The organism is Salipiger pentaromativorans, from assembly GCF_024721115.1.
GTDB classification, from domain to species: Bacteria; Pseudomonadota; Alphaproteobacteria; order Rhodobacterales; family Rhodobacteraceae; genus Salipiger; species Salipiger pentaromativorans.
Genome location: NZ_JAMDHK010000010.1, coordinates 92,059 through 114,532, shown reverse-complemented (window position 1 = coordinate 114,532; position 22,474 = coordinate 92,059). Strand labels below are relative to the sequence as shown.

The window sequence follows — 22,474 nt, the reverse complement described above, 5'->3', positions numbered from 1 at the left end:
GTAGGGCAGATTTGTTTGCGCATGGAAACGGAGCGGCCTTGCGTATCTTTGTCCTGATCCTTCTCGCGGCATTCCTCACGCTGGTGGCGTTGCCGCGTTCCGGCGTTGCGATGCCTATGGCCGGACATATGGATCATATCCATGGCTGCGCCGATTGCGTGGAAGAGGTCGCGGCGCAAGATCAGGGCTCTGTGGACCACCCCGAGTGTCATCACATGGCGAGCTGTGCCGCAGCGACCTTGCCTGACGATGGCAGCATGGCCGTGACAATGAAGGCGGCACGCGACGGGTATCCCGCGCCCAGGTCCGAAACCGGACGGGCGGTGTCGCTCGGTCGCGACCTGCCGCCTCCACGCCTCTGATCCTTCACACTCCAGAGACCGGTCCCGCGCCCTGCGCACGGGATTGATGTGACAGGACCATGCAGACGGGCCCGCCCGTTCTGCGACCGAGGACACTCAGATGAAAAAACTTGCCATCTCTGGCGCGGCCGTTGTTGCGGTCGCCGCCGGCGCCATCTTCCTGATGACCCGCAGCGCATCGCAAACGCAGACACCGGCGGCGCAGGCCCCCGCCGCCGGTGCCCCAATGGTTGCCGTCAGCCTGCCGGACAATCTCTCCGCTCAGGCCGAACTGGGAAAGCGCGGATTCGACGCTGTCTGTGCCGCCTGCCACGGCGAAAACGCTGCCGGGAAGGACGGCTTCGGCCCGCCGCTGATTCACAAGATCTACGAGCCGTCGCATCACGGCGACATGGCCTTTTTTCTGGCCGCCGAGCGCGGTGTCCAGGCGCATCATTGGCGCTTTGGAAACATGCCCGCGCAGAAAGGGCTGACACGCGCCGATATGGTAAGCATCGTGAGCTATGTCCGCGAGTTGCAGCGTGCAAACGGGATCAACTGATATGATCAATATCCTCCTCAAACGCCGCAGTTTTTGCGCCGGACTTGCCGGAGCGCTCGTGGCGCGGCCCGGCTGGGCCGCGACGCCCGCGCAGCTAAAGGCCCGGAAAGCCACGGTGCAGCTCGCGCCTGAGGGCTACGGGCCGACCGAGGTCTGGAGCTATGACGGCACCATCCCCGGCCCGCTGATGGCGCATCCCGCCGGAGAGCTGGTCGGGGAACCTGTGTTCGTGCCCTGCTAGGCCGAACGTGGGGAACAGCGGGCGGACCCTGCCCTGCGCGGCGGTCCGGGTGGTGCCTCGGATCTCTAGGAAGCGGCCTCATAAAACCTTAACCAAAGTCGGGATGATGCGAGGAGGACAGCTGCGTGGTAGTTGCGCGCAGTTTTTTCGTATCGCGTTGCGACTTTTCGGAAGTGTTTGAGCTTGTTGAAGTATCGTTCGACCAGATTGCGTTGCCGGTAAACTGCGGCATCGACTGACCGTTGAGCTTTGCGGTCCCGCTGAGTTGGGATGTGCCCCCGCCCGCCATGCGCTGCGATCAGCTCCAGGATGGCGCGGGCGTCGTAACCGCGATCGGCCACGACGTCGCCAGGCGCGGGGTGAGCCGCCAGCAGATCGGCCACCGCCGCCTTGTCCGAGGTCTGTCCGGCGGACAGCGTGATCGCCACCGGCAGGCCGCGATGATCGACCATGGCATTGATCTTGGTGCTCAGCCCGCCACGAGAACGACCGATGGCGTGATCCTCGCCCCCTTTTTACCCGCGGCCGCGTGCTGGTGGGCGCGGATGATCGAGCTGTCGATGAACTGCATACTGTCCGGTGACTTTTCCGAACGGGTTTCAAACACCTGCACCCAGACACCGGCCTTGGCCCAGCGATTGAAGCGGTTGTAGATGGTGGTGTGCGGGCCATAACGCTCTGGCAGATCGCGCCATGGCGAGCCGGTCCTGAGCCCCCAGAAGATGCCGTTAAGCACCCGCCGGTCGTCCACCCGCGCGACGCCGCGCGGCTTGTTGGGCAGAAGGGGCTGGATCAGCTCCCACTCGAAGTCGGTCAGATCAAAACGGGCCATGTTCACCTCCATTGCCGGAAGTGAAGCATAGACCCGCCACACTGGGAATCCCGGTTATGGGTTCAAAACCTAGCCCGAGGGCCGCGTTTTCGAGGATCGTCAGCCACGGAAATAGCGTGTCCTGCTGCGGTTGGTAGGCGATGGCCTCGTGGGGCAGAGACAGCTCCGTCTCCTCCAGCCGCGCTTGACCCTTGGCCCGCCGCAGTTCCGGCGCGAGAACACCGGACAGCCGCTTGATGACAGAGCTCTTGCCGTAGCCTGACGGGCCGATGAGGCAGGTCAGTCGCCCAGTTTCGAGGTCAAGCGACAGCTCCTCGACGAGCACGGTGTCTCCCGCGCGGATGGTTAGGCCCCGTACCTCAAGCATGGTTGGCTCTCCGATAGCGACGACCCGTCTGCCGGTCGATAAGCTGGATCAGGGCTAGCAAGGTTAGGGTCAGAAGGGCCGAGACGAAGACAGCCGACAGCACGAGGTCGGAGCGGAAGTTATTCTTGGCGGTCAGGATGTAGATCCCGAGGCCCTGCCGCGCCCCGGCGTATTCGGCAAAGATTGTCGCCACGATGGCATAGGTCGCGGAGATTCGGAGGCCCGCGAAGAAATGCCCGCGGGCTGAGGGCAGGGGGGCGCGGCGGAACACCTGCCAGTGCCCGGCGCCCATGGAGACGAGCTGATCGCGGAAGGCGCGCGGCGGGGTGCCGTATCCGGCCATCAGGCTGAGGACCATGGGGAAGAAGGTCACGAGGATGACCAGCAGCACCTTCGGCAGCAGTCCGAAGCCAAACCAAAGCACCATCAGCGGGGCGAGCGCCACGATTGGCACCGTCTGGCTGGCCACCAGCAAGGGCATCATCCCGCGCCGCAGCCATCCGGCAAAGTGCAGCTTGATCGAGACGAGGGCGGCAAAAAGCACCGACAGGCTGAACCCCACGGTCGCGACACCGATGGTCGCCGCCGCATGGCGGGCGATCTCGGCCCGTTCGAGGCGAAGGCCGTTCAGCACGTCGCTCGGGGCGGGCAGAACAAGCGGCGAGGCGCCGGTCAGCGCCACGTAGCTTTCCCAACCACCGAGAAAGGCGAGGGCCAGCACGACGGCCGGAAGGATATGTCGCAAGACGCGCATGCGTCACCTGGCAGGGAGCGGGGCAGGGCCCCACAAGTAGGATGGATCAGGCGAGGCTGGGGCTGTTGGCTGAGGCAGTGATGTCGATGGTGACATGCCCCTCAGCCGGACCGAAGCGCAGTAAGGCCTGGCGCAGGGTCTCAAAGACGGCTCCTGCATCGCCGCGCAGGCGGGTGCAGAAGTTCTTGGTCTTGTGGAAGGCGCTGCTCTCCCGCAGGAAGTCGATGCAGCCCTAGATCTCTTCCATGTGGTCGCCGCTGCCCATGACATAGAGCGAGAACTGAAGGTCGATCTCCACACCCGTTTGCGGTGCGTTGCCGACGGCCTGAGCCGCCAGCGCCGGCCGTTCCGCAAGCCTCTCGTCCTGGGCCTTTTCCAGCACCTCGCATCGACAGGCGGGATCGTCCGCCTCTCCCGGGTAGCCGCGCGAGAGCGTCACATGCATGGTCATGTGCTCTGGCCTCCGCGCCGCCGCAGCGAAGAGGTCGCGCATCGCACCGAAGAGCGGCTCGGGCGCACCGACCATGAGCGTCGACATGTCGTCGGTCTCGATCCGCAGGTCTGACTTGTAGGGGGTTAGGGCCTTGAGCCCGGTCGTGATGACCTCCACGAAATCGCATGTCATCGGATATAGAGACACTTGCGCGCCTATGAACATGGTAGCACCTCGCTCCGCTGGTATTATCCAGATCAGCTGTTGAAGGGTTCACGCGGTCGCGCATCTCAGCCCCTGAACGGAGCACCCCCGGTTATGTGCGGGCACCCTGCGTCCGGCACGAAGGGAAGTCAACCGGATGCGGATCGCAGTCTTTAGCTGGCCTGCAGGCGAATGTGTTGGCGAAGTTCCCGGCTCCGAGCCGGCAAATGTCGGTGGATCGGGGCAGCTTTCGTCCGGTTCTCGACGCAGCTTGTTAAAATGAAATGTGTATTTTTGTTTCCGCTCCGCCGATTGGACCAAGGGAGTAGACACCGGCACGTCATGCCGGTTTGTTTTTTCCTATCCCAAACAGTTGACCTCAACTCCCTTGGGAAGTGGCGCTCCGCCGCTGACCATCAGCTGGAGACAACTTGAATGGAAACCAAATATCCAAACATCAACCTGCAGCTTTCGGGCGTGGAAGGAAATGCCCTCGCCATTTTGGCGCGGTGTGCTCATGCCGCGCGGAAGGCGGGCTTGGATCGTGATCAGATCGCCAGATTCCGATCTAAAGCAACATCTGGATACCATGACGATCTTATTCAGGTGGCACTTCGATGGTTACGTTTCTACTAACCACGCTTTGCCGTCATCGTTTAATGGCGATGCGGTTGTGCACAAGCAAGTAGAGCGCCTGGGGCGTTTAGGCGCTCTGCTATGTGATTATGATGAGATTCTGACCCCGTGATGTTGCGATAATTTGCACATCAGCAGCATTTGGGGTGTCGTTTCGCATGGCGTGTCCGCCTTTCAGGTTCCCAGGTTGGTTACTCCTTTCGCAACACGTGCGCCGACCACGCCGAACTCCGGGCCAGTGGCTAAAACGGCACAGAACTGACGTTCGACAACGGCTCAAATGCCGCTGACGGGCCGCTCAAAGCAGAAGTCCATAGCGTGTGCAGCATGCCAATGTCATTCAGAGCCAGAGACGCGGATAAAACCATCGAACCTTCTGTCTCGGCTCCCAACGAGTCGCCTTGTCTGCGAGGGACGCGGGCTATGCCGGTGCGGGTGCGACCCGGGCGTGCCGTCAGCCCGCTTTCGCCAAAGCGACGGCATCGGGACCCGCCGGGTAGTGCAGGGCGTCGCCGGTCTCGGTCGCGGCGCGCCAGATCGCCTCGGCCACATCGCTTTCGCGCGTCACCAACTCGGGCGTGGCGAAAGCTTCGAAAATCGGCCCGGCATAGCCGGCATAGCTTTCCGGGATCAGATCTTCGAGGCGGAACAGGCTGTTCGCGGCGAAGCGCGTCGTTGGGCCATAGCCCGGCTCAACCAGACGCGCCTTCACCCCGAAATAGCCGAGTTCAAGCGCCAGCGAGCCGGTGAAGCCCTGGATGGCCTGTTTACTCGCCGTGTAGAGCGCCGCCAGCGGCATCGCTGTGAGCGTGGTGCTGGAGGTGACATTGACGATCACGCCCGAGCGGCGCGCGCGCATCTGCGGGGTCACCGCCTGAGTCATCGCGATCGTGCCGAAGGTGTTGGTCTCGAAAATCTTGCGGATCAGCGGCATCGGTGTCGCCTCGACGGCGCCCACGAGGCCGATGCCGGCATTGTTGACCAGAACGTCGATCAGGCCGGCGGCCTCGATCACGCTGGCGATACTGTCAGGATCGGTGATGTCGAGCGGCAAAACCCGGATACGGTCGGAGGCGGGCAAGGGGCTGGCTTGCGGGTTGCGCATGGTGGCAATCACGTTCCAGCCCCTGGCGTGGAAGTGACGCGCGGTTTCAAGCCCATAGCCGGACGAACTGCCGGTGATGAGAATGGTTTTCATGTCGGTCTCCTGTGAAATACGTTGACGGCCGAGAGATAGCAGGCATAGGTCGAACTATCTTCGATGATTGATCCGCATAAAGTTTGAGATAGTCCGAATGGGCCTCGCGAAACCCGCCACAACCTCCGATCCGCTTGCTCAGGTGATCGCGCTTTTGCGCCCCCGTGCCATCTTCTCGAAAGGGATCAGCGGCGCCGGGCGTTGGGCGGTGCGCTATACGGCCTTCAATCAGCCGGGGTTTTGCGCCGTGACTGAAGGAAGCTGTCGCCTCGCCGTCGATGACGAGACGCCGGTGGCGCTGGAGGCGGGGGACTTCGTGCTGCTGCCGGCGACCCCGGCCTTCACCATGTCCGGTTTTGAACCGGCACCGCCGATCCTGGTCGACTCCGGGCAAGCCTCGCGCCGACAGGGAGACCAGCAAGGAGAGGTGCGATATGGCCGTCGCGACGGGCCCGCCGATGTCCGTCAGTTCGGCGGCTATTTCGCCTTCGCCTCCCCCGATGCCGCGCTGCTGGTGTCGCTGCTGCCCCGCATGATCCACATCCGCGGCGTGCCGAGGCTGGCGGAGCTGGTGCGCATGGTCGGCGAGGAGGCGGCGCAGGAGAATGCCGGGCGCAACCTCATCCTGGCTCGGCTGGTGGAAATCCTGCTGATCGAAGCCCTGCGCTCCGTGCCCGTGGATGCGCTGCAACCGGGGCTTCTGCGCGGGTTGGCCGATGCCCGGATCGCGGTGGCGCTGCGGCATATGCATGGCGACACGGAACGGTCCTGGACCGTCGAGGGGCTCGCTCAGGCGGCAGGCATGTCCCGGTCGACCTTTTTCGATCGCTTCGCCCGCACCGTCGGCTTGCGGCCGATGGAATATCTGCAGAGCTGGCGCATGGCTGTCGCCAAGGATCTCCTCTCTGCTGGCAGGGTCCCTCTCGACGAGGTGGCGCAGCGGGTCGGCTATGGCTCCGCCAGCACATTCAGCACCGCATTCAGCCGCCATGTCGGCATGCCGCCGGGCCGATACATGCGGCGTGCAGGGAGCTCCGACCCTGCAACAGCGGAATATTTCGCCAGCAATTGATGTTAGGACCAAGGAGGAGGGGGGTATCTGGCAAGAGGTCAAGAACCAAGCCGGCTTCCGTCCTTCTCTATCCACGTTGCTCCCGGCCCAAAGCGGGCCTTCGTGTCAACTGCGGCGAACGTCGGCTCTCCTGAAGGTTTTTCGATGCGGGCCGCAGCATGACGTCGGCCCCTGAGCGGGTGTCGGCCGGCGTTGACAAACCACGGAAGGAGGAAGCCGTGGGCAGCAGGGCTGTCTATGGGGAAAGTGAGCCGCGCGAGGGGGCCAAGCCTGGATCAGAGCGTCGGCTGATGAGGAAAGGGAGGCGTCTGCGTCTCGCTTTGTTGATCGGAACCAGAGGTTTGGGGGGCGACCTGCGCAGACAACCACGCATTTTCGGGCCGATTGTGGCACCAAGCAAGCGGGGGCTCATCCGGCATGCGACCACGCGCCAGGTCTTTTCCTTCGCCATTGACGAGCGTTTCGTCATGCCGCCTGCTCCCTGGGTGGCGCGCGCGATTGCGGTTTCTGCCCGCGCCGGAAGATTTCGACGATGCGCATCGAGCCGCCGCAGCACGGACATGGTTCGCGCAGCGTGAAAGGGGCAGTCTCGGCGATCTCCTTCGGTTGCCATGCAACGGGTCTCTGCCCGGGCAGATCGCGGATGCGGGCGATGGTGGCCTTGCGGGCAGCGCCGGCGAGCAAGCCGTAATGGCGGATACGGTGGAAGCCGTGAGGCAGGACATGCATCAGGAAGCGGCGGATGAACTCAGGCGTGGCCAGATGCATGACCTTGTGCCGGTCGCCATGCTTGATGCGGTGGTCCTTCCAGCGGAAGGCCACGGTGTCGGCGCCGATCTGGCGGCTGTTGGAGATGGCGACACGGTGGGTGTAGCGGCGCAGATAGGCCAGCACCTATTCGGCCTTGCGGAACGAGGCGAGGACGGCGGCGAAAGCGCGCCCGTCTACCAGCGTGGCAAGATCGCCATGGAAGGCAAGCTGCCCGGTGCGGTGCAGATCCATCAGCCCATCCAGAAACAGGCGCCGGAACAGGCGCGACCGCACCCGCACGTGCAGGAAGCACCCGGGATGGCAGGCGATCCAGCGGCTGCCGTCGGGCGAAAGGCCGATCATGTGGATGTGGGGATGGTGGGTCAGCGCCGTGCCCCAGGTGTGCAGCCCCGCCGCCATGCCGACCTTTGCCCCAAGGCGCTTCGGATCGGCGCCAAGGGTCATCACCGTTTCCGCCGAGGCCCGGAACAGCAGGCCATACACCGCCTGCTTGTTCCAATATGCGATCTGTGCGACCTCGGCGGGCAGGGTGAAGACGACGTGGATATATTCCACGGGCAGCAGGTCTTCCGCCCGCGCCGCTATCCAGTCCCGCGCTGCCGGTTCCTGACACTTCGGGCAATGCCGGTTCTTGCAGCTGTTATAGATGATGTGGTGATGGCCGCATTTGGTGCAGCCCGCAACATGCCCTCCGAGCGCGTCGGTGCGGCAGGCTTCGATCGCCGACTTGACCTTCAACTGGGGTCAGGCTGACATGCCGTCGCCACGCAGGACCATGAGCGCGGAAGATATCAGCGATTTCCAGCTTCGGCCGGAGCACGCCCGGCGACGGTCACTCCAACCCGCGTCGGAGGATGTGGTCCTGAAGCTCCTTCAGGCGTTCGAACGGGCTGACGGTGGAGTGGATCGTCTTGGTGGCGACATGCGCGTAGCGGGCGGTAGTGGTCAGCTCGGCATGGCCGAGCAGGACCTGGATGACACCCGCCTCCAGGAGATGCGTCGCGAAGCTGTGCCGCAGCGTGTGCAGGGTCGCAGGCTTGTTGATCCCCACCATGTGTTTGCCGAGGTGAACGCCCGGTTCAACTGGCGCGGTGACAGTGGATTGATCTTCGGCTTGCCGGAGAACAGCCAGCCCTCCGGCCGTGCCTCGCGCCAGTAGTCGCGCAACAGTTCCAGCAAGCCAGGCGACAGCATCGCCTTGCGGTCCCGGCCACCCTTGCCATCGTCGACATGTATCTGCATCCGGTCGCTGTCGATATCCGCAACCTTGAGGTTGCAGACCTCGGAGACGCGCAGGCCAGCCCCGTAGCTGATGCCCAGGGCTGCGCGATAGGTAAGCCCCGGCCCGGGCACCGCCGCCATCATGTCGCCCACCTCCTCGACACTGAGAACGACCGGCAATCTTCGCGGCTTGGCTCGGGACTGCATGTATCGCTTCATCTCCTCACGCCCGCAGGTGATGCCGAAGAAGAACCGCAGCGACGAAATCCGCACGTTGAAAGTCGCAGCGGATACCCCCGGCATCCGTCATCTGAAGCTGGTAGGCACGAAGTTCCTCCGGTGTCGCCGTGTTGGGCGAATGCCCAAGATAAGCTGCGAAGTTCTTGATCGCCCGGATATGGGCCGACCGCGCCTTCTCGCCCATGCCTCGGATGCGCATGTCTTCGATCATCCGCTCGCGCAGCGGCGTGGTTCTCTGATCGGTCATCGAAACCTCCTGTCTACGATTGAGAAGGTTCCAATCGTCAGGCAGGTCCGCTCATTCCCAAATGCGCTGACGCCAGATCAAGGCGAAAACGGCTGCCACAGGCGCCAATGCCGCGCGAGCGGCTTCGTCCCTCAGCCCAATACGAACATCTTTCTTCTCTCAAGAAAACGCAAAAGAATTGTCGCTTCACGACGCCTGGGAGAACCTTTTGTTGTCTGACAGGTGGGCGTCGAGGGCACTGGCGATGATGCGCGTCAGGGGGCGGCCCTGTGGCTCGACAGTCAGGCTCTCATCCGTCAGGGTCACAAGGTCTCCGTAGCGTTCAGCGATTGTCGCCAGCATCGGGGCGAGGGTGGCGGCCTGCGCTCCAAAATTGCGGCGCAGCGCATCGCGGTCAAGGCGAAAGTCGCACATCAGCATCTCGATGGCGCGGGCCCTGAGCAGGTCGTCTCTGGTCATGACATGTCCGCGCGCGCGCGCCAGCGTTCCGCTTTCGATGCGCTGGACGTAGGTGGCGGCTGGCGCGTTCTGGACGTAGCGCGAGGGCAGGCGCGAGATCGAGGAGGCGCCAAGGCCGATCAGCGTCGGGCAATTGTCATCGGTGTAGCCCTGAAAGTTGCGCCGCAGGTGCGCGAATACGTCATCGCAGTGCTGGCCGTGATCGCCTATCACCAGAAATGGGCTCGTCGGCAAGGAAAGCCGCCGCGATCTCACGCCGCGTTCAGCCGCTGGTCAGTGCCCGCCGCACCGCTTCACGCCGAAACTCCGGCATAGCCAGCTTGGTTCGAAGCTGATCCGGCAACTGGCTCGTGGATGATCATTGAAACCATCCGACGGCTGAACCGCTTTCAGGATCGTGCTTGTATCGCGAGACCCATGCGCCGCTCGGCCGGAGTCGGTTGTTGCCGTTTCGCTTCGGGAGGCGCGATGGTGGGCAGGCTGGCCGCGTGATGGCAGGCGCTTTGATGGCCCTCGCCCAGCTCCTGCAAGGCGGGGTCGAGGCGCCGGCAGAGATCGGTGGCATGGGGGCATCTGGGATGGAACCGGCAGCCCTCTGGCACGGCGAGGGGGCTTGGCAGATCTCCGGTCGCCGGGGCCGCCTGCCGCCGCTTGCCGTCCGGCGACAGAACCGAGGCGATGAGGGTGCGGGTATAGGGATGGCGGGGGTTTTCGAAGAGCCGGTCCGCCGGACCGATCTCCATGATCTTGCCCAGATACATGACCGCGATGCGATCGGCGATGTGTTTCACCACGGCGAGGTCATGGGCGATGAAGAGATAGGAGAGCCCGAGACCGGTCTGGAGGTCTTGCATCAGATTGACGATCTGGGCCTGAATAGAGACGTCGAGCGCCGAGACCGGCTCGTCGCAGACGATGAGCTCGGGATTCACTGCGAGGGCGCGGGCGATGCCGATCCGCTGGCGCTGACCGCCCGAAAACTGGTGCGGCTGGCGGGAGGCGTGGTAGTCGGAGAGCCCGACCAGCGAGAGCAGCTCGCTCACCCGCGCGCGGCGGCTGGCACGGTTGCCGATCTCGTGCACGATGAGCGGTTCCTCGATCAGCTCTCCGACGGTCATCCGGGGATTGAGCGACGCCGAGGGATCCTGGAAGATCATCTGCATCCGCCGCCGTAACGGCCGCATGGTGCTGCGGGAGCGATCGGTTATGTCCTGCCCGTTATAGCGGATCGTTCCGGCATCGGGATCGAGAAGCTTGAGGGCCAGCCGGGCGAGCGTGGACTTGCCGCAGCCGGATTCACCCACGAGACCCAGTGTTTCGCCTTTTTCGAGGGTCAGGGAGACGTTGTCCACCGCGCGCACGACCGCGCCGCCGCGCCCTCTGGAGAGGCCGGCGGAGACCTGGAATTGCCGGGTCACGTTCTCGAGTTCCAGGAGGTGGTGGCTCATCGGGCGATCTCCTTGACCGGGGCGCGAAAGCAGGCCGCGAGATGGTTGCCGCCAAAGGGTCGCAGGCCGGGGCAGGCGGCGGCGCAATCCGGGGTGGCAAAGGCGCAGCGGGGCTCGAAGCGGCAGCCGGGCGGCAGGTCGAAGGGCGGCGGCACCGCGCCTTCGATGGTGGGCAGCCGGTGCAGGTTCCGGTCGAGCCGCGGGCGGCTGCCGAGCAGGCCGAGCGTATAGGGATGCTGGGCGTCCTCGAAGATATTCCGGGCGGTTCCCGTCTCGACCACACGGCCCGCATACATGACCGAAACCTCGTCGGCGACGGCGGCGACCACACCGAGATCGTGGGTGATGAAGATCATCGCCATCCCGGTCTCGTCCTGAAGCTCGCGCAGGAGATCGAGGATCTGCACCTGAACGGTCACGTCCAGCGCGGTGGTGGGCTCGTCGGCGATCAGCAGTTCCGGACCGCAAGAGAGCGCCATGGCGATCATTACGCGCTGGCGCATGCCGCCGGACATCTGGTGTGGGTAATCGTCCACCCGCCGTTCCGGAGAGGGGATGCGGACCCGCCGCAACAGCTCGATGGCGCGGTTCCGGATCTCGCGGGCCGAGGCCCTGCGGTCATGGGCGCGGATCGCCTCGGAGAGCTGCCGGCCGATCGTGTAGAGCGGGTTGAGGCTGGTCATCGGCTCCTGGAAGATCATGGCGATCCGCTTGCCCCGGATCGCCTGCATCTCGCGGTAGGGCAGCCCCGCAAGATCGCGACCGCCGAGCCTGATCCGGCCCGAGGCGATGCGCCCGGAATCGGGCACCAGCCCCATGATCGCGAGGGACAGCATGGATTTCCCGCTTCCGCTTTCGCCGACGATGCCATGGGTGCGGCCGCGCTCGACCGTAAGGCCGATGCCATCGACGGCGCGGGTCTCGTGGGCGCCGGCGCCGAAGGAAACGCGCAGATCCTCGACCTGGAGGAGCGGAGGGGTCTTGGGGTCAGTCAATGGTGCGTCCCAGAAGATAGAAGCCCATCACCGTCATGGCCACGGCGCAGCCCGGCGCGATGCTCAGCCAAGGGTTGAGCGAGAGATAGTCGAAGCCGCTCTGGACCATGCCGCCCCAATCCGCCGCGGGCGGGGGTAGGCCGAGGCCGAGAAAGCCCAGGCTGGCGGCGGTGAAGATGGCGGTGGAGACGGTGATCGCGAGCTGCGCCGCGATGGTGTGCATGATATTGGGCCAGATATGCCGGGCAAGAATGCGGGTGCGCGAGCAGCCAATGGCGTCGGCGGCCTCGATATAGAGCCTTTCGCGCACGCTCTTGACCTGACCGCGCACGAGGCGGGCCATCTCGGGCCACATGACGAGCCCAAGCACAAAGACGAGGTTGGGCAGGCTGGCGCCGATCATCGCCATGACGATCAGCGCCAGCACGAAGGCGGGGATCGCGATGAAGAGGTCGATGACCTGCACGATCATCTGGTCGGCACGGCCATGGGCATAGCCAGCCACAAGCCCGATGGGGATGCCGATCAGCGCCACGATGAGCGCGGCGGCGGGCCCGATCACCAGCGAGATGCGGGCGCCGTAGAGCACGCGGGTAAAGACGTCGCGCCCGAGGTCGTCGGTGCCGAAAGGATGCTCGGCGGAGGCGGGGTAGAGAATATCGTAGCCCGAGGCATTGGGGTCGAAGGCGCTGAGCCAGGGCGCAAAAATCCCGGCCAGCGCCACGAAGGCGATCAGGGTAAGACCGGTGATGCGTCGCAGGGTAACGGCTGTCATAGGCGGATCTGCGGGTTGAGAAGGGCAAGGATAAGCTCGGCGGCGAGGTTCATGAGCATGACCCCGGCGAGGGTGATCATTCCCATGGTCAGCATCACGGGAAAGTCGTAGCGCGCGATGGCCGAGACGAAGAGCCGCCCGAGTCCGGGGATGGAAAACACCGTCTCGGTCACCACGGCGCCGCCCACGAGATTGCCGATGCTGGTGCCGATATAGACGACGAGCGGCAGGATGGCGTTGGGCAGCACGTGTAGGAACGAGACCGCGCGCCGGGAAATGCCCTTGGCCTCGGCCACGCGCACGAAAAGCTGCTGTTCGACCTGCCGGTATTCCGCCCGGTAGATCATGCTGAAGGTGCTGAAGTAATAGGCCGAGAGCGTGAGCACCGGCAGGATCAGGTGCTGTAGATGGGTGAAGATCCCGTCGCTCCACGGCCGCCAGCCGGTGGTGGGCAGCCAGCCGAGACTTACCGAAAAGATGCTGATGAGCGTGGCGCCGAGCAGAAAGTTGGGCACGGTCACGCCGACGATGCTGATGCCGGTGGTGAGCGCGCCCACCACATGCTTGCCCACGGGGATGCTGTTGATCACCAGCGTGGCCGAGATCGCCAGCAGCATTGTCCAGAACGTGAGTTCGAGCGTGACCGGGATCGCGGGGCCGATCATCTCGGCCACGGGCTGGCGGGTGGCGTAGGACCGGCCGAAATCGCCGGTGGCGGCGTTGCCGATCCATTGCAGATACTGCACCACCACGGGCCGGTCGAAACCGTAGCGGGCATTCAGCTCGGCCACCGCCTCGGGCGAGGCGTCGGTGCCCAGCATCATGGAGGCCGGGCTGCCGAGCCAGTTGGTGACCACCGCGAAAAGCAGGAAGGTCAGCAGCACGATATTGGGCAGGACCCACATCAGCCGCCGCAGAACGAAGTTGAGCATGGTGCGTTCCGCTCCTGCCTTTCCTGGTGGTGTCGGTTCGGGGTTGCGTGTCTCTTCGTCGGGATCAGGCGGATTTGGAGACGTAGCGGAAGCGCGGAATGCTGTCCGGGGTGAGGATCACGCCGTCCACCGCCTGGCTCATCGCGGCGAAGGAGGCCGAGAAGAACAGTGGCACATAAGGCAGATCGTGCACGATCAGCTCGGCCGCCTCGGTGTAGAGCGGCTTGCGCTCCTCGGGGGAGAGCAGGTTGCGCGCCTCGTCGAGCAGGGCGTCGACCTCGGGGTTGTTGTAGCCGGTGGTGTTGGCGTGGCCCTTGCTGCTGAACAGGATGTAGAAGAGCCCGTCGGGATCGGCGCGCTGCGACCAGCTCATCGGCGTGAAATTCACCGCTTTGGAGACCACGCGCGAATACCATTGCGAGCTTTCGACGGGTTCGAGCGTGACCGAAAGGCCGACCTCGCCGAGCTGTTCGGCGACAAGCTGGTTGAGCCGCCGGTAGATCGGTGTGCTGGGGGTTGTGAGGGTCAGCGCGCCGCCCTCGAGCCCGGCCTCGGCCAGCAGGGCGCGGGCCTTTTCGGGATCGTAGGGATAGGGGTAGGGCGCGTCGGTCGACCACCAGAGGCCCGGAGGCGTCGGGCTGTTGGCGACATTGGCCTGACCGTTCATCATGATCTGGTTGATCCGGTCGCGGTCGAGCGCATGGGCCACGGCCTGGCGCAGCTTCAGGTCGTCGAAGGGCGCCTTGTCGACCTGCCATTGCAGCGAATACCACAGGCCGACCGGGAAGGCCTCGGTCTTGATCTCGTCATTGCCCTCGATCTGGCGCAGGTCGTCGGGGCTGAGGTTGTCGACATAATCGAGCTCGCCCACGCGCAGGCGCTGGAGGCCGATGATGGTGTTGGGAATGGTCTGAAAGACGATGCGGTCGAGATACGGGGCGCCGTCTTCCCAGTAATCCGGGTTTCGGTCGAGCGTGACACTGGTGCCGCGCACCCATTCGGTGAGGGTGAAGGCGCCGGTGCCGACCGGGTTGCTGCCGAAATCCTCGCCGAATTTCGCGACGGCGGCGGGCGAGATCATAAAGCCCGCGCGGTCGGCAAAATCGCCCAGAAGGCCGGGGTAGGCGGTCTTGAGGTTGATCGCGACGGTGAGCGGATCAATCACCTCGACGCTGTCGATGACCGGATCGAGCCGGCTGCGCTGGGGCGAGCCCACGGATTCGTCGAGCCGGTGCTCGATGTTGAACTTGACCGCCTCGGCGTCGAAGGGGGTGCCGTCATGAAAGCTCACGCCGTCTTGCAGATGGAAGACGTAGCGCAGACCGTCGTTCTCGATCTCCCAGGAGGCGGCGAGTTCGGGCTTTACGCTGAAATCGGTGCCGATGGAGACCAGGGTGTTGTAGACGAGATGCAGGATCCGCCGCTCGGCGAACTGGATCGAGAAGGTGGGGTCCAGCGTATCGAGGCTATCCTGAAGCCCGATCGAGAAGGTGCCGCCCTGCGCGGGCGTGGCCTGGGCGGCGGCGGGGCCGGCCGCAAGAACAAGCCCGCCTGCGCCGAGGCCGAGCAGAAAATCGCGTCTGTCAACACTGTCCATCGGTCGTCCCTTTCCTGTTGGATCGTCTTTATGGGGTTGGCGGCAGCGGCCGGGAGGGCCGCTATTGCAGGTTTTCGCGCAGGGTCGTGCCGCGGTATTCACGGCGGAGGAGCCCGCGTTTCTGAAGCTCCGGCACGATGGTCCGGCAGAATTCCTCGAGCGAGGAGGGCACGACCATCTGTTCGATGATGAAGCCGTCGCAGGCTTCGCCGTCGAAGAGGTCCTGCATCTGGTCAACGATGCTCTGGGCTGTGCCCACGAGTGTGCCGCGCCGCGACTGGCGGCGCAGGGCGTCTTCGAAGCCGATATTCTCCTGCTCCATGAGGCGCTGCACGCGGGCGAAGGATTCGTGCATGCCCTGGGTGCCGCGGGCCTTGCCGATGGCGTCGATGTCTTTCATCGGCTGAGCCAGATCGACGCCGATCTCGCTCGACCGGGCGGCGATGACCAGCTCGGGGTCGATGAGCGAGTCGAGATAGGCGGCCTTTTCCTCGGCGATGGACTCGGTCTCGCCCACGACGACACGAAGCGAGGGCAGAATGGCGCATTTCGCCGGGTCGCGGCCGACGGCGGACATGCGTGCGGCGATATCCTCGCGGAAGGCGCGGAGCTCGGCCTTGTCGTTGAGCGGCACAAAGATCACCTCGGCCCAGCGGGCGGCGAAATCGCGGCCGCGCGGAGAAGAGCCCGCCTGCATGAGCACGGGCCGGCCCTGCGGCGAGCGGGGGATCGTCAGCGGGCCGCGCGTTTTCGTCCAGCGGCCTTCGTAATTGGCGTAATGGACCTTGGAGGCGTCGACCATCAGGCCGTTCTCCTTGTCCATGACAAGGCTGCCCTCTTCCCAGCAGTCCCAGAGCGCGCAGCAGGCTTCGACCACCTCGTCGGCGCGGTCGTAGCGCTCGTCGCGCGTCGGCAGATCGTCCATGCCGAAGTTGAGCGCCTCTTCGCGCCGGGTGGAGGTGACGATGTTCCAGGCGACGCGCCCGCCGCTCAGGATGTCGAGCGAGGAGAGCATCCGGGCCAGGTTGTAGGGCTGGTGGAAGGTCGTCGAAAGTGTGGTGCAGATGCCGAGATGGGTGGTTGCCCGCGCCATGAGCGGCAGCACCATCATCGGGTCGAGAAAGCTGATCTGGCCGCCGAGCTGAAGCCGGGTCTGGTAGCCGCCGTTGTAGATGTCGTGGAGCCCAAGCCCGTCGGCGAAGAAGCAGCCGTCGAAGCGTCCGTTTTCCAGAACACGCGCAAGATGTTCGTAGTAGCCGGGGGTGAGGACGTTCTGCAGGTCGGCCTCCGGGTGCCGCCAGGCGCCCATGTGGTTCGCGGTGGGGCCGGTCTTGAGATACGCGATGAGGTGCATTTCGCGCGAAGTCGTCATTGCCATGTCCGTTCAGCAACTGTTGCCGTTGAGAAGGAGGCTACGGGGCAGATGCGGAAGCAGGCAAGACCTTTTTTGTTACTCGTTCTAATTTTGTTACTAAATATGAGATATAGTTAATAAATGTGTATAATTTCATCTTGTGGCTCGCGCCGGAGTTTGGGCGGCCACGCGGATATCGGCCCGCAACGACAGGGAGCGTCGCGGCCTGCTTCGGGCAATGTGGGGGCGATCAGCCGGTGATGCCGCTTTCCAGCAGGTGCAGGCGGCGGAGCGCGTGATTCCAGGTGCGGTTCACCGGGCTCGGCTTCAGGTCGCCTCCGGCAAGCGCGATCTCTCCGGGGGTGAGCGCGTCTACGCCGCCCATGAGCATGGCCTGCATCTGGGTCCGGGCATTGCTGGTCGAGTGGATCGCGCGGAAGACCATCTCGCGCAGCGAGCGGCCGACCACCGTGGCGCCGTGGCGTTTCATCAGGACGACCCAGTCCGGTCCCAGCGCACGGGCGAGGGACTGCCCCTCTTCGGGACGGGTCAGCAGGAGATTGGTGTCGCCGAAATCGTCGGCGCTGTCCCAGAAGGGAACGTTGGGTCCCATGGCCGCGCCGGTCTGGGTGACCGGCACCAGCCGCTGGCCCGAGACGCAGAACGGCAACACGGCGGGGGCGTGGTGGTGCACGATCGCGGCAACATCGGGCCGGGCGCGGTAGATCTCGGAATGAATCACCCGCTCGGAATAGAGCGGGCGGTCGGAGGGGGTCAGCAGGGCGCCGTCCAGATCGAATTCGAGGATGTCGGCGGGCCCCACGGTGACCGGCGCCAGCGCGGCGGCGAGGAAGTAGCGGTCCGGGCGGTCCGGGTGGCGGCAGCTCACATGGCCGAAGGTGTCGAGCACGTCTTCGTTGACCAGAAGGCGGTTGGCGAGCGCCAGCTCGGAGATCAGGGCATCGTGGCTCATTCCATTCCTCCTTTTCCGGGATCTCCGGCGGTTTCCGCTCCGGCCAGCAGCTCGGTTTCCTCGATCCGCAGCCCATAGGAATCGAGCCCGACAAGACGGGGCAGGGCGGCGTGGGAGAGGACGCGCAGCCGGGTGAGGCCAAGCGCGGCGAGGATCTGCGCGCCGCGCCCGAAATCGTGCATCTCGGTCCCGCCATCGGCGCCCGGCGTTTGCGTGGCGGCGTCGGTGTTGCGCAGCAGGACCAGCACGCCACGACCCTCGTCGGCGATGCGGCACATGGCGGCGGAGGCCTCGAGGCCGGGTGTGTCGCCGATGCCGAGCGCATCCGAAAGCGCGTCGAGCGTATGCACCCGTGTCAGCACCGGCGCGTCGGTGTCTAGATCGCCTTTGCTGAGGGCCATGTGCTGGGTGCCGGTAAAGCGGTCCTCGAAGAGCCGGAGCGTCCAGTCGCCGCCCCAGCGCGAGCGGACGACGCGCTGCCCGGTTTCGCGCACGAGCCCGTCATGGCGCTGGCGGTAGGCCACGAGATCGGAGATCGCGCCGATCTTCATGCCGTGGCGCTGCGCGAAGTCGAGCAGGTCGGGAAGCCGGGCCATCTCGCCATCGTCGCGGATGATCTCGCAGGTTGCGGCCGCCGGGGTAAGCCCCGCGAGGCGGCAGATATCGACCGAGGCCTCCGTATGGCCCGCGCGCACGAGCACGCCGCCGTCATGGGCGCGGAGCGGAAAGACATGGCCGGGGGTGACGATGTCGGCGGCGCCGAAGGCGGCGTCCTGCGCCACGCGAATGGTGCGGGCGCGGTCGAAGGCGGAGATGCCGGTGTCGATGCCCTCGCGCGCCTCGATGGAGGTCAGGAAAGCGGTGCCCTGACGCTCGGAATTGCGCACGGGCAGGGGTTTGATCCCCAGCTCCTCGACCCGCGCGCGGGTGAGGCTGAGGCAGACCAGCCCGCGCGCGTGTGTGGCCATGAAGTTGATGGCGTCGGGGGTGACGAACTGGGCGGGGATCACCAGATCCCCCGCGTTGTCGCGGTCGGCATGGTCCAGCAGGATGAACATGCGTCCGGCTTTCGCCTCTTCGATCAGTTCCTGGACGCTGGCGAGGGCGGGGCTCTGTGGGCGCTCCGCAAGGCCGCATTGCAGGGTCATGCGCCGATCTCCGCGAACCGCCCGAAGCGCCCGCCGCAATAGAGCAGCGGGTCGTCGCCCAGCTTGCCCGTGGCGCAGAGGACGCGGGCGATAAAGAGGCGGTGCGTGCCGTAATCGACGGTGGTGTCGGTTGCGCAGAAGAAGGTGGCCTGGGTCTCGGCAAGCCAAGGAAGCCCGTCCACCGGTGCCCCGGCGCCATCCAGCTTGCGCCAGGTCCCGTGAGCGCAGCGCTCGGCGGTGGGTGCGCGGGCGATGGCCATGCCGACCCCGGCGGATTCGCCGTCCAGGATGCCGAGCGAGAACGCCCCCCGCGCGCAGAGCGCGTCATAGGCGGAGGCGGAGCGGTTCACGCTGATGAGAAGCGAGGGCGGCTCCATCGACACGGAGATCGCGGCGGTGGCGACCATGGCGAAGGTCTCGCCGCCGGTCTCGGTCGCGATCAGCGTCACGCCGGAGCCGAAGCCGCGCCACAGCGTGCGGAAGGTCTCGGCGGTGCCGGGGAGGATGTCGCCGCGCCCGGTCATAGGTCTGTGTTTCCGGGAATGAGAAGCGCGCGGCCCTTTGCCTTGCGGTTGACCACGTCCGACAGGGCGCGGGCATAGTCCGAAAGCGGATAGCGGCTGCGGGGGCCCGCCTTGATGCGGCCCTCGGCGGCAAGATCGAGGATTTCGCCGAAGCAGCGCCGCATGAGGTCGGGCATGCGCTTGCGGTAGTCGCTCACCTGCACGCCGCTGACCTCCATGTTCTTGAGCATGAGGTAGTTGACCTTGACCTCGGGAATGCGGCCCGCCGCAAAACCCACGACGACGACCCGGCCTCGCCAGGCGACGGCGCGCAGCGCGGCATCGAAGATGTCGCCGCCGAGCGGGTCGATGACCACGTCGGCGCCATGCCCGTCCGTCAGTTCGTGCACCTGGTCGCGCAGCGCTTCGCGCAGGTTCGGGCGGGAGAGATCGACGATACCGTCAGCGCCAGCCTGCAACACCTCGTCGGCGCGGGAGGGAGAGGAGACGGCAGCCAGCACCGTTGCGCCATGGGCCTTGGCAAGCTGTATCGCGGCGTTGCCCACTGCGCCGGTGGAGCCCAGCACAAGCACGGTTTCGCCGGGGCTCAGCCGCCCGCGTTCGAAGAGAGCGACCCAGGCGGTATCGAAGGCGAGCGAGATGGTGGCAGCATCTTCGAAGCTCACCGCATCGGGCAGCACAAAGCTGTCCCTGGCGGGAACGATCGCCTGTTCGGCATAACCGCCCTGCTCGGCCATCGCGAGGACCCGGTCGCCGGGCGCAAAGCCGGTGACGCCGGGGCCGACCGCGAGCACGGTTCCGGCGGGCCCTTTGCCGGGGGTGAAGGGGCGCGGCGGGAGGAACTGGTAGCGGCCCTCGAAAACCAGGCTATCGACGAAGTTCACCGGGGCGGCGGCGATCTCGATCAGCAGCTCGCCCGCGCCGGGTTCGGGCACCGGCAGCTCCTGTATCTTCGCCTGTTCTGGCGCTCCGAATTCCTCGATGACGACGGCTTTCATGGCTGGCCTCCTGGGTTGGCGAAGGTTCCCCGACCGAGCGCGACGAGCTTGTCGCCGGCGTAGATCTCGACATCCGCGCGCGACAGGGTGCGGCCCAGCTTTCGCAGCAGGCCGGTCGCGCGCAGCACCCCGGCGGGGGCCGGGCGGAGGAACTCGACGGAGAGGGTGAGGGTGGGGGCGGGACAGCCCTGCGCCACGGCAACCACCGCATGACCCGCGATGTCGACGAGGCTTGCGACGATGCCGCCATGGATCAGCGCGGGCTCGGCGCTGTGGCAGAATTCCGGACGGGTGGTGAGGGCGATCTCGATCCGGTCGTCGGAGGCGCTGACCGCCTCCGGCCGCAGCCAGTGATGGAAGACCGGACGCTCCATTTCCACCTGGAGCCGCGCGAAAGCGTCGCCGCCCTGCATCATCCGGCCTCGGCCGGACGGAAGCGCACGGGCACCGGCTTGAGCGCACCCGAGGCGATCTCGGGCAGGAGCGAGCGTTTGAGCATCTTTCCGGAAGCGGACAAGGGGATTTCCTGAACGTTCAGAAGGTATTCCGGCATGTCGTAGCGCGACAGGCCCGCATGGTCGAGATGCGGCAGGATCTCGTCGGCGGTAATGTCTTCGCCATCCTTCGGCATGAGTACCAGGCAGACCTTTTCGCCCAGCCGTTCATCGGCGATGCCGAGTGCCGCGGCTCGTTCCACTCGGGGAAAGCGCATGGCGAGCTGTTCGATCCGGGCGGGGTGGATGTTGTGGCCGCCCCGGATGATGATCTCTTTCAGGCGCCCGGTGATCCTCAGGTAGCCGTCCGCGTCCATCCGGCCCAGATCGCCGGTCATGAACCAGCCCGACTGGTTGAAGGCGTTTTCCGTGGCGGTCTGATCGTCGAAATAGCCCATCATAAGGCTGGCGCCGCGCCCGCCGATATGGCCGATCTCGCCTGTCGCCAGCTCGCGGTCGGGGTTGTCGATGGCGAAAATGCGGACCTCGTAGCCAGCACAGGCGCGGCCAGAGGTGCCGGAGATGCGCTCCAGCGGATCCTGCGGCAGCGTATAGTGATGCGAGCAGCCCTCGGTCATGCCATAACCGCTCTGGCCCTTGATGCCGTGCGCGGCGAGGCGTTCGACCACCCAGGAGGGCACCGCCGCGCCCGAGATGCGGAAGCCCCGGAGCGGGGGCAGGGCCGGGCCGTTCCCGCCGCGCGCCTCGATCTCGGCCAGCAGATCCATCGCATGTGCCGGGACGCCGAAGAGGAAATTGGCGCCGACCTCGGTCAGGCGGTCGCAGAGCGACTCGCCCCGGCGGATCGAATGCAGCACCAGCTCGCCGCCGACCAGCAGAGTGAGAACCAGCGCGCCGAACCCGAGATTGTGGCTGAGCGGGCCGATGGAATAGGTCACCGAGGCCGTGTCGAAGCCCCAGTCGCTGGCGATCGAGCGGGCGTTGGCGAGCAGCGTGTTGTTGGAGTGCATGACCCCTTTGGGCTGGCCGGTCGTGCCCGAGGTGAAGGCGAGATAGACGATGTCGTCGGCATCGGAAGGGCGCTCGGTGCCGGGCGCGGCGCGCACGCCGTCCGGAAGCAGCGCCGCCGTCAGCGTTTCGGCGTCGCAGTCGCCGGGCTGATCGAGCGCCACGATGCGTTTCAGATGCGGCAGCTTTTCCGCCGCTGCCTGCATGTCGTGACGTGCCGCGTCGGCGCCGAAGCCGGATTCGAAGTAAAGCGCCTTGGCGCGCATGCGCACGAGCAGGTCGGTGATCTCTTCGACCGTGTTGTTGCGGTGCAGCGACGGGCAGAGCACATACCCCCCGCGCGAGCAGGCGGCGAGCAGGATCGCGACCTCGCAGCGGCTCGACATCCAGGCGGCCACCCGGTCGCCCGCATGCAGGCCCGCCGCCGCGAGATCCGCCGCAACGCGGTCGGCGAGGGTCACAAGCGTTTCGTAGCTCATGCCACCGGTTGCGCCGCGCACGGCGATCTTGCCGGGCGTGGTCGCCGCTGCCGCGCTGCAATGGTCGTAGATGGTGCTGTCCTGCCAGAATCCTTCTGCGCGGAATGCCTTGGCCATAGCCGGGGTGAGCCGTGTGAGCAGGTTCTGATCTGCGACGAAGGGAGTCTGCATTATGGGGCTCTCCGTTGGGCAATTTCCACGCGATTTCCT

The 22,474-nt window shown here is 65.5% G+C and carries 24 protein-coding genes, 2 pseudogenes and 1 riboswitch; of the genes and pseudogenes, 5 read left to right on the top strand and 21 right to left on the bottom strand.

The window, feature by feature from the left end; genetic code table 11:
• Window positions 1–38 precede the first annotated feature (38 nt).
• The 3 genes from M4578_RS15515 (at window position 39) to M4578_RS15505 (ending at window position 1,144) form a co-directional block, all read left to right on the top strand.
• Complete coding sequence (locus M4578_RS15515; RefSeq protein WP_258094202.1) at window positions 39–362, top strand: hypothetical protein; 324 nt, start codon at window positions 39–41, stop codon at window positions 360–362.
• Window positions 363–462: 100 nt separating this feature from the next.
• Window positions 463–903: a c-type cytochrome gene (locus tag M4578_RS15510; RefSeq protein WP_258094201.1), complete on the top strand. Its 441-nt coding sequence runs from the start codon at window positions 463–465 to the stop codon at window positions 901–903.
• Between the two features lies 1 nt (window position 904).
• Window positions 905–1,144 (top strand): hypothetical protein, encoded by a 240-nt coding sequence (locus M4578_RS15505; RefSeq protein ID WP_258094200.1) that lies wholly within the window; start codon window positions 905–907, stop codon window positions 1,142–1,144.
• A gap of 65 nt (window positions 1,145–1,209) precedes the next feature.
• Here the strand turns inward: M4578_RS15505 and M4578_RS15500 are convergent.
• From M4578_RS15500 to M4578_RS15480, 5 genes are all read right to left on the bottom strand, one after another.
• Window positions 1,210–1,976, bottom strand: a protein-coding gene (locus M4578_RS15500) for an IS5 family transposase (protein WP_274705651.1) whose coding sequence is annotated in 2 segments (ribosomal slippage) — window positions 1,210–1,652 and window positions 1,652–1,976 — 768 coding nt in all. Because the reading frame shifts where the segments join, the coding sequence is not laid out codon by codon here.
• A complete protein-coding gene (locus M4578_RS15495) occupies window positions 1,963–2,343 on the bottom strand; it encodes an ATP-binding cassette domain-containing protein (protein WP_258094198.1) in 381 nt (126 codons plus the stop codon). Before M4578_RS15495 ends, M4578_RS15500 begins: the two co-directional genes overlap by 14 nt.
• Window positions 2,336–3,097, bottom strand: coding sequence for an ABC transporter permease (locus M4578_RS15490; RefSeq protein WP_258094197.1), 762 nt, complete (start codon window positions 3,095–3,097; stop codon window positions 2,336–2,338). Before M4578_RS15490 ends, M4578_RS15495 begins: the two co-directional genes overlap by 8 nt.
• Window positions 3,098–3,143: 46 nt before the next feature.
• Window positions 3,144–3,314: a YkoF family thiamine/hydroxymethylpyrimidine-binding protein gene (locus M4578_RS15485; RefSeq protein WP_258094247.1), complete on the bottom strand. Its 171-nt coding sequence runs from the start codon at window positions 3,312–3,314 to the stop codon at window positions 3,144–3,146.
• Window positions 3,315–3,329: 15 nt separating this feature from the next.
• Complete coding sequence (locus tag M4578_RS15480; protein ID WP_258094196.1) at window positions 3,330–3,755, bottom strand: Ykof family thiamine-binding protein; 426 nt, start codon at window positions 3,753–3,755, stop codon at window positions 3,330–3,332.
• Window positions 3,748–3,854: riboswitch (TPP riboswitch) on the bottom strand. It overlaps the preceding gene by 8 nt.
• 315 nt (window positions 3,855–4,169) lie before the next feature.
• Between M4578_RS15480 and M4578_RS15475 the strand changes: the two genes are divergently transcribed.
• The gene (locus M4578_RS15475) at window positions 4,170–4,370 is read left to right on the top strand and encodes a hypothetical protein (protein WP_258094195.1); all 201 of its coding nucleotides are present in this window, start codon (window positions 4,170–4,172) and stop codon (window positions 4,368–4,370) included.
• 454 nt (window positions 4,371–4,824) lie between these two features.
• On the opposite strand, the gene M4578_RS15470 is transcribed toward M4578_RS15475, so the two are convergent.
• Window positions 4,825–5,568 carry an SDR family oxidoreductase gene (locus tag M4578_RS15470; RefSeq protein WP_258094194.1) on the bottom strand — a complete coding sequence of 248 codons (744 nt, stop codon included), beginning with the start codon at window positions 5,566–5,568 and terminating at the stop codon, window positions 4,825–4,827.
• 97 nt (window positions 5,569–5,665) lie between these two features.
• On the opposite strand from M4578_RS15470, the gene M4578_RS15465 reads away from it, so the two are divergent.
• A complete protein-coding gene (locus M4578_RS15465) occupies window positions 5,666–6,640 on the top strand; it encodes an AraC family transcriptional regulator (protein WP_258094193.1) in 975 nt (324 codons plus the stop codon).
• Window positions 6,641–7,105: 465 nt separating this feature from the next.
• Here M4578_RS15465 and M4578_RS15460 read toward each other — a convergent pair.
• The 15 genes and pseudogenes from M4578_RS15460 to M4578_RS15390 form a co-directional block, all read right to left on the bottom strand.
• A pseudogene (locus tag M4578_RS15460) lies at window positions 7,106–8,231 on the bottom strand (IS91 family transposase).
• 12 nt (window positions 8,232–8,243) lie between these two features.
• Window positions 8,244–9,119, bottom strand: a pseudogene (locus M4578_RS15455) (tyrosine-type recombinase/integrase).
• Window positions 9,120–9,305: 186 nt separating this feature from the next.
• On the bottom strand, window positions 9,306–9,812 hold the full coding sequence (locus M4578_RS15450; protein ID WP_258094192.1) for an oxygen-independent coproporphyrinogen III oxidase: 507 nt from the start codon (window positions 9,810–9,812) through the stop codon (window positions 9,306–9,308).
• A gap of 155 nt (window positions 9,813–9,967) precedes the next feature.
• Entirely contained in the window at window positions 9,968–11,026 is a 1,059-nt protein-coding gene (locus tag M4578_RS15445) for an ABC transporter ATP-binding protein (protein ID WP_258094191.1), read from the bottom strand.
• Complete coding sequence (locus M4578_RS15440; protein WP_258094190.1) at window positions 11,023–12,021, bottom strand: ABC transporter ATP-binding protein; 999 nt, start codon at window positions 12,019–12,021, stop codon at window positions 11,023–11,025. The genes M4578_RS15445 and M4578_RS15440 overlap by 4 nt, the downstream gene beginning before the upstream one ends.
• Window positions 12,014–12,796 (bottom strand): ABC transporter permease, encoded by a 783-nt coding sequence (locus M4578_RS15435; RefSeq protein ID WP_258094189.1) that lies wholly within the window; start codon window positions 12,794–12,796, stop codon window positions 12,014–12,016. Before M4578_RS15435 ends, M4578_RS15440 begins: the two co-directional genes overlap by 8 nt.
• Window positions 12,793–13,728, bottom strand: a complete 936-nt coding sequence (locus M4578_RS15430) for an ABC transporter permease (RefSeq protein WP_258094188.1) — start codon at window positions 13,726–13,728, stop codon at window positions 12,793–12,795. Before M4578_RS15430 ends, M4578_RS15435 begins: the two co-directional genes overlap by 4 nt.
• Before the next feature lie 64 nt (window positions 13,729–13,792).
• The gene (locus tag M4578_RS15425) at window positions 13,793–15,325 is read right to left on the bottom strand and encodes an ABC transporter substrate-binding protein (protein ID WP_258094187.1); all 1,533 of its coding nucleotides are present in this window, start codon (window positions 15,323–15,325) and stop codon (window positions 13,793–13,795) included.
• A 61-nt stretch (window positions 15,326–15,386) separates the two neighbouring features.
• The gene (locus tag M4578_RS15420; RefSeq protein ID WP_258094186.1) at window positions 15,387–16,697 is read right to left on the bottom strand and encodes an NtaA/DmoA family FMN-dependent monooxygenase; all 1,311 of its coding nucleotides are present in this window, start codon (window positions 16,695–16,697) and stop codon (window positions 15,387–15,389) included.
• Window positions 16,698–16,929: 232 nt separating this feature from the next.
• Window positions 16,930–17,652, bottom strand: coding sequence for a class II aldolase/adducin family protein (locus M4578_RS15415; RefSeq protein ID WP_258094185.1), 723 nt, complete (start codon window positions 17,650–17,652; stop codon window positions 16,930–16,932).
• Window positions 17,649–18,800, bottom strand: a complete 1,152-nt coding sequence (gene ribB / locus M4578_RS15410) for a 3,4-dihydroxy-2-butanone-4-phosphate synthase (RefSeq protein WP_258094184.1) — start codon at window positions 18,798–18,800, stop codon at window positions 17,649–17,651. Before ribB ends, M4578_RS15415 begins: the two co-directional genes overlap by 4 nt.
• Complete coding sequence (locus tag M4578_RS15405; RefSeq protein ID WP_258094183.1) at window positions 18,797–19,324, bottom strand: flavin reductase family protein; 528 nt, start codon at window positions 19,322–19,324, stop codon at window positions 18,797–18,799. The genes ribB and M4578_RS15405 overlap by 4 nt, the downstream gene beginning before the upstream one ends.
• Window positions 19,321–20,322, bottom strand: coding sequence for an NADPH:quinone oxidoreductase family protein (locus M4578_RS15400; protein ID WP_258094182.1), 1,002 nt, complete (start codon window positions 20,320–20,322; stop codon window positions 19,321–19,323). Before M4578_RS15400 ends, M4578_RS15405 begins: the two co-directional genes overlap by 4 nt.
• Complete coding sequence (locus M4578_RS15395; protein WP_258094181.1) at window positions 20,319–20,735, bottom strand: PaaI family thioesterase; 417 nt, start codon at window positions 20,733–20,735, stop codon at window positions 20,319–20,321. The genes M4578_RS15400 and M4578_RS15395 overlap by 4 nt, the downstream gene beginning before the upstream one ends.
• The gene (locus tag M4578_RS15390; protein ID WP_258094180.1) at window positions 20,735–22,435 is read right to left on the bottom strand and encodes a class I adenylate-forming enzyme family protein; all 1,701 of its coding nucleotides are present in this window, start codon (window positions 22,433–22,435) and stop codon (window positions 20,735–20,737) included. The genes M4578_RS15395 and M4578_RS15390 overlap by 1 nt, the downstream gene beginning before the upstream one ends.
• Window positions 22,436–22,474 lie beyond the last annotated feature (39 nt).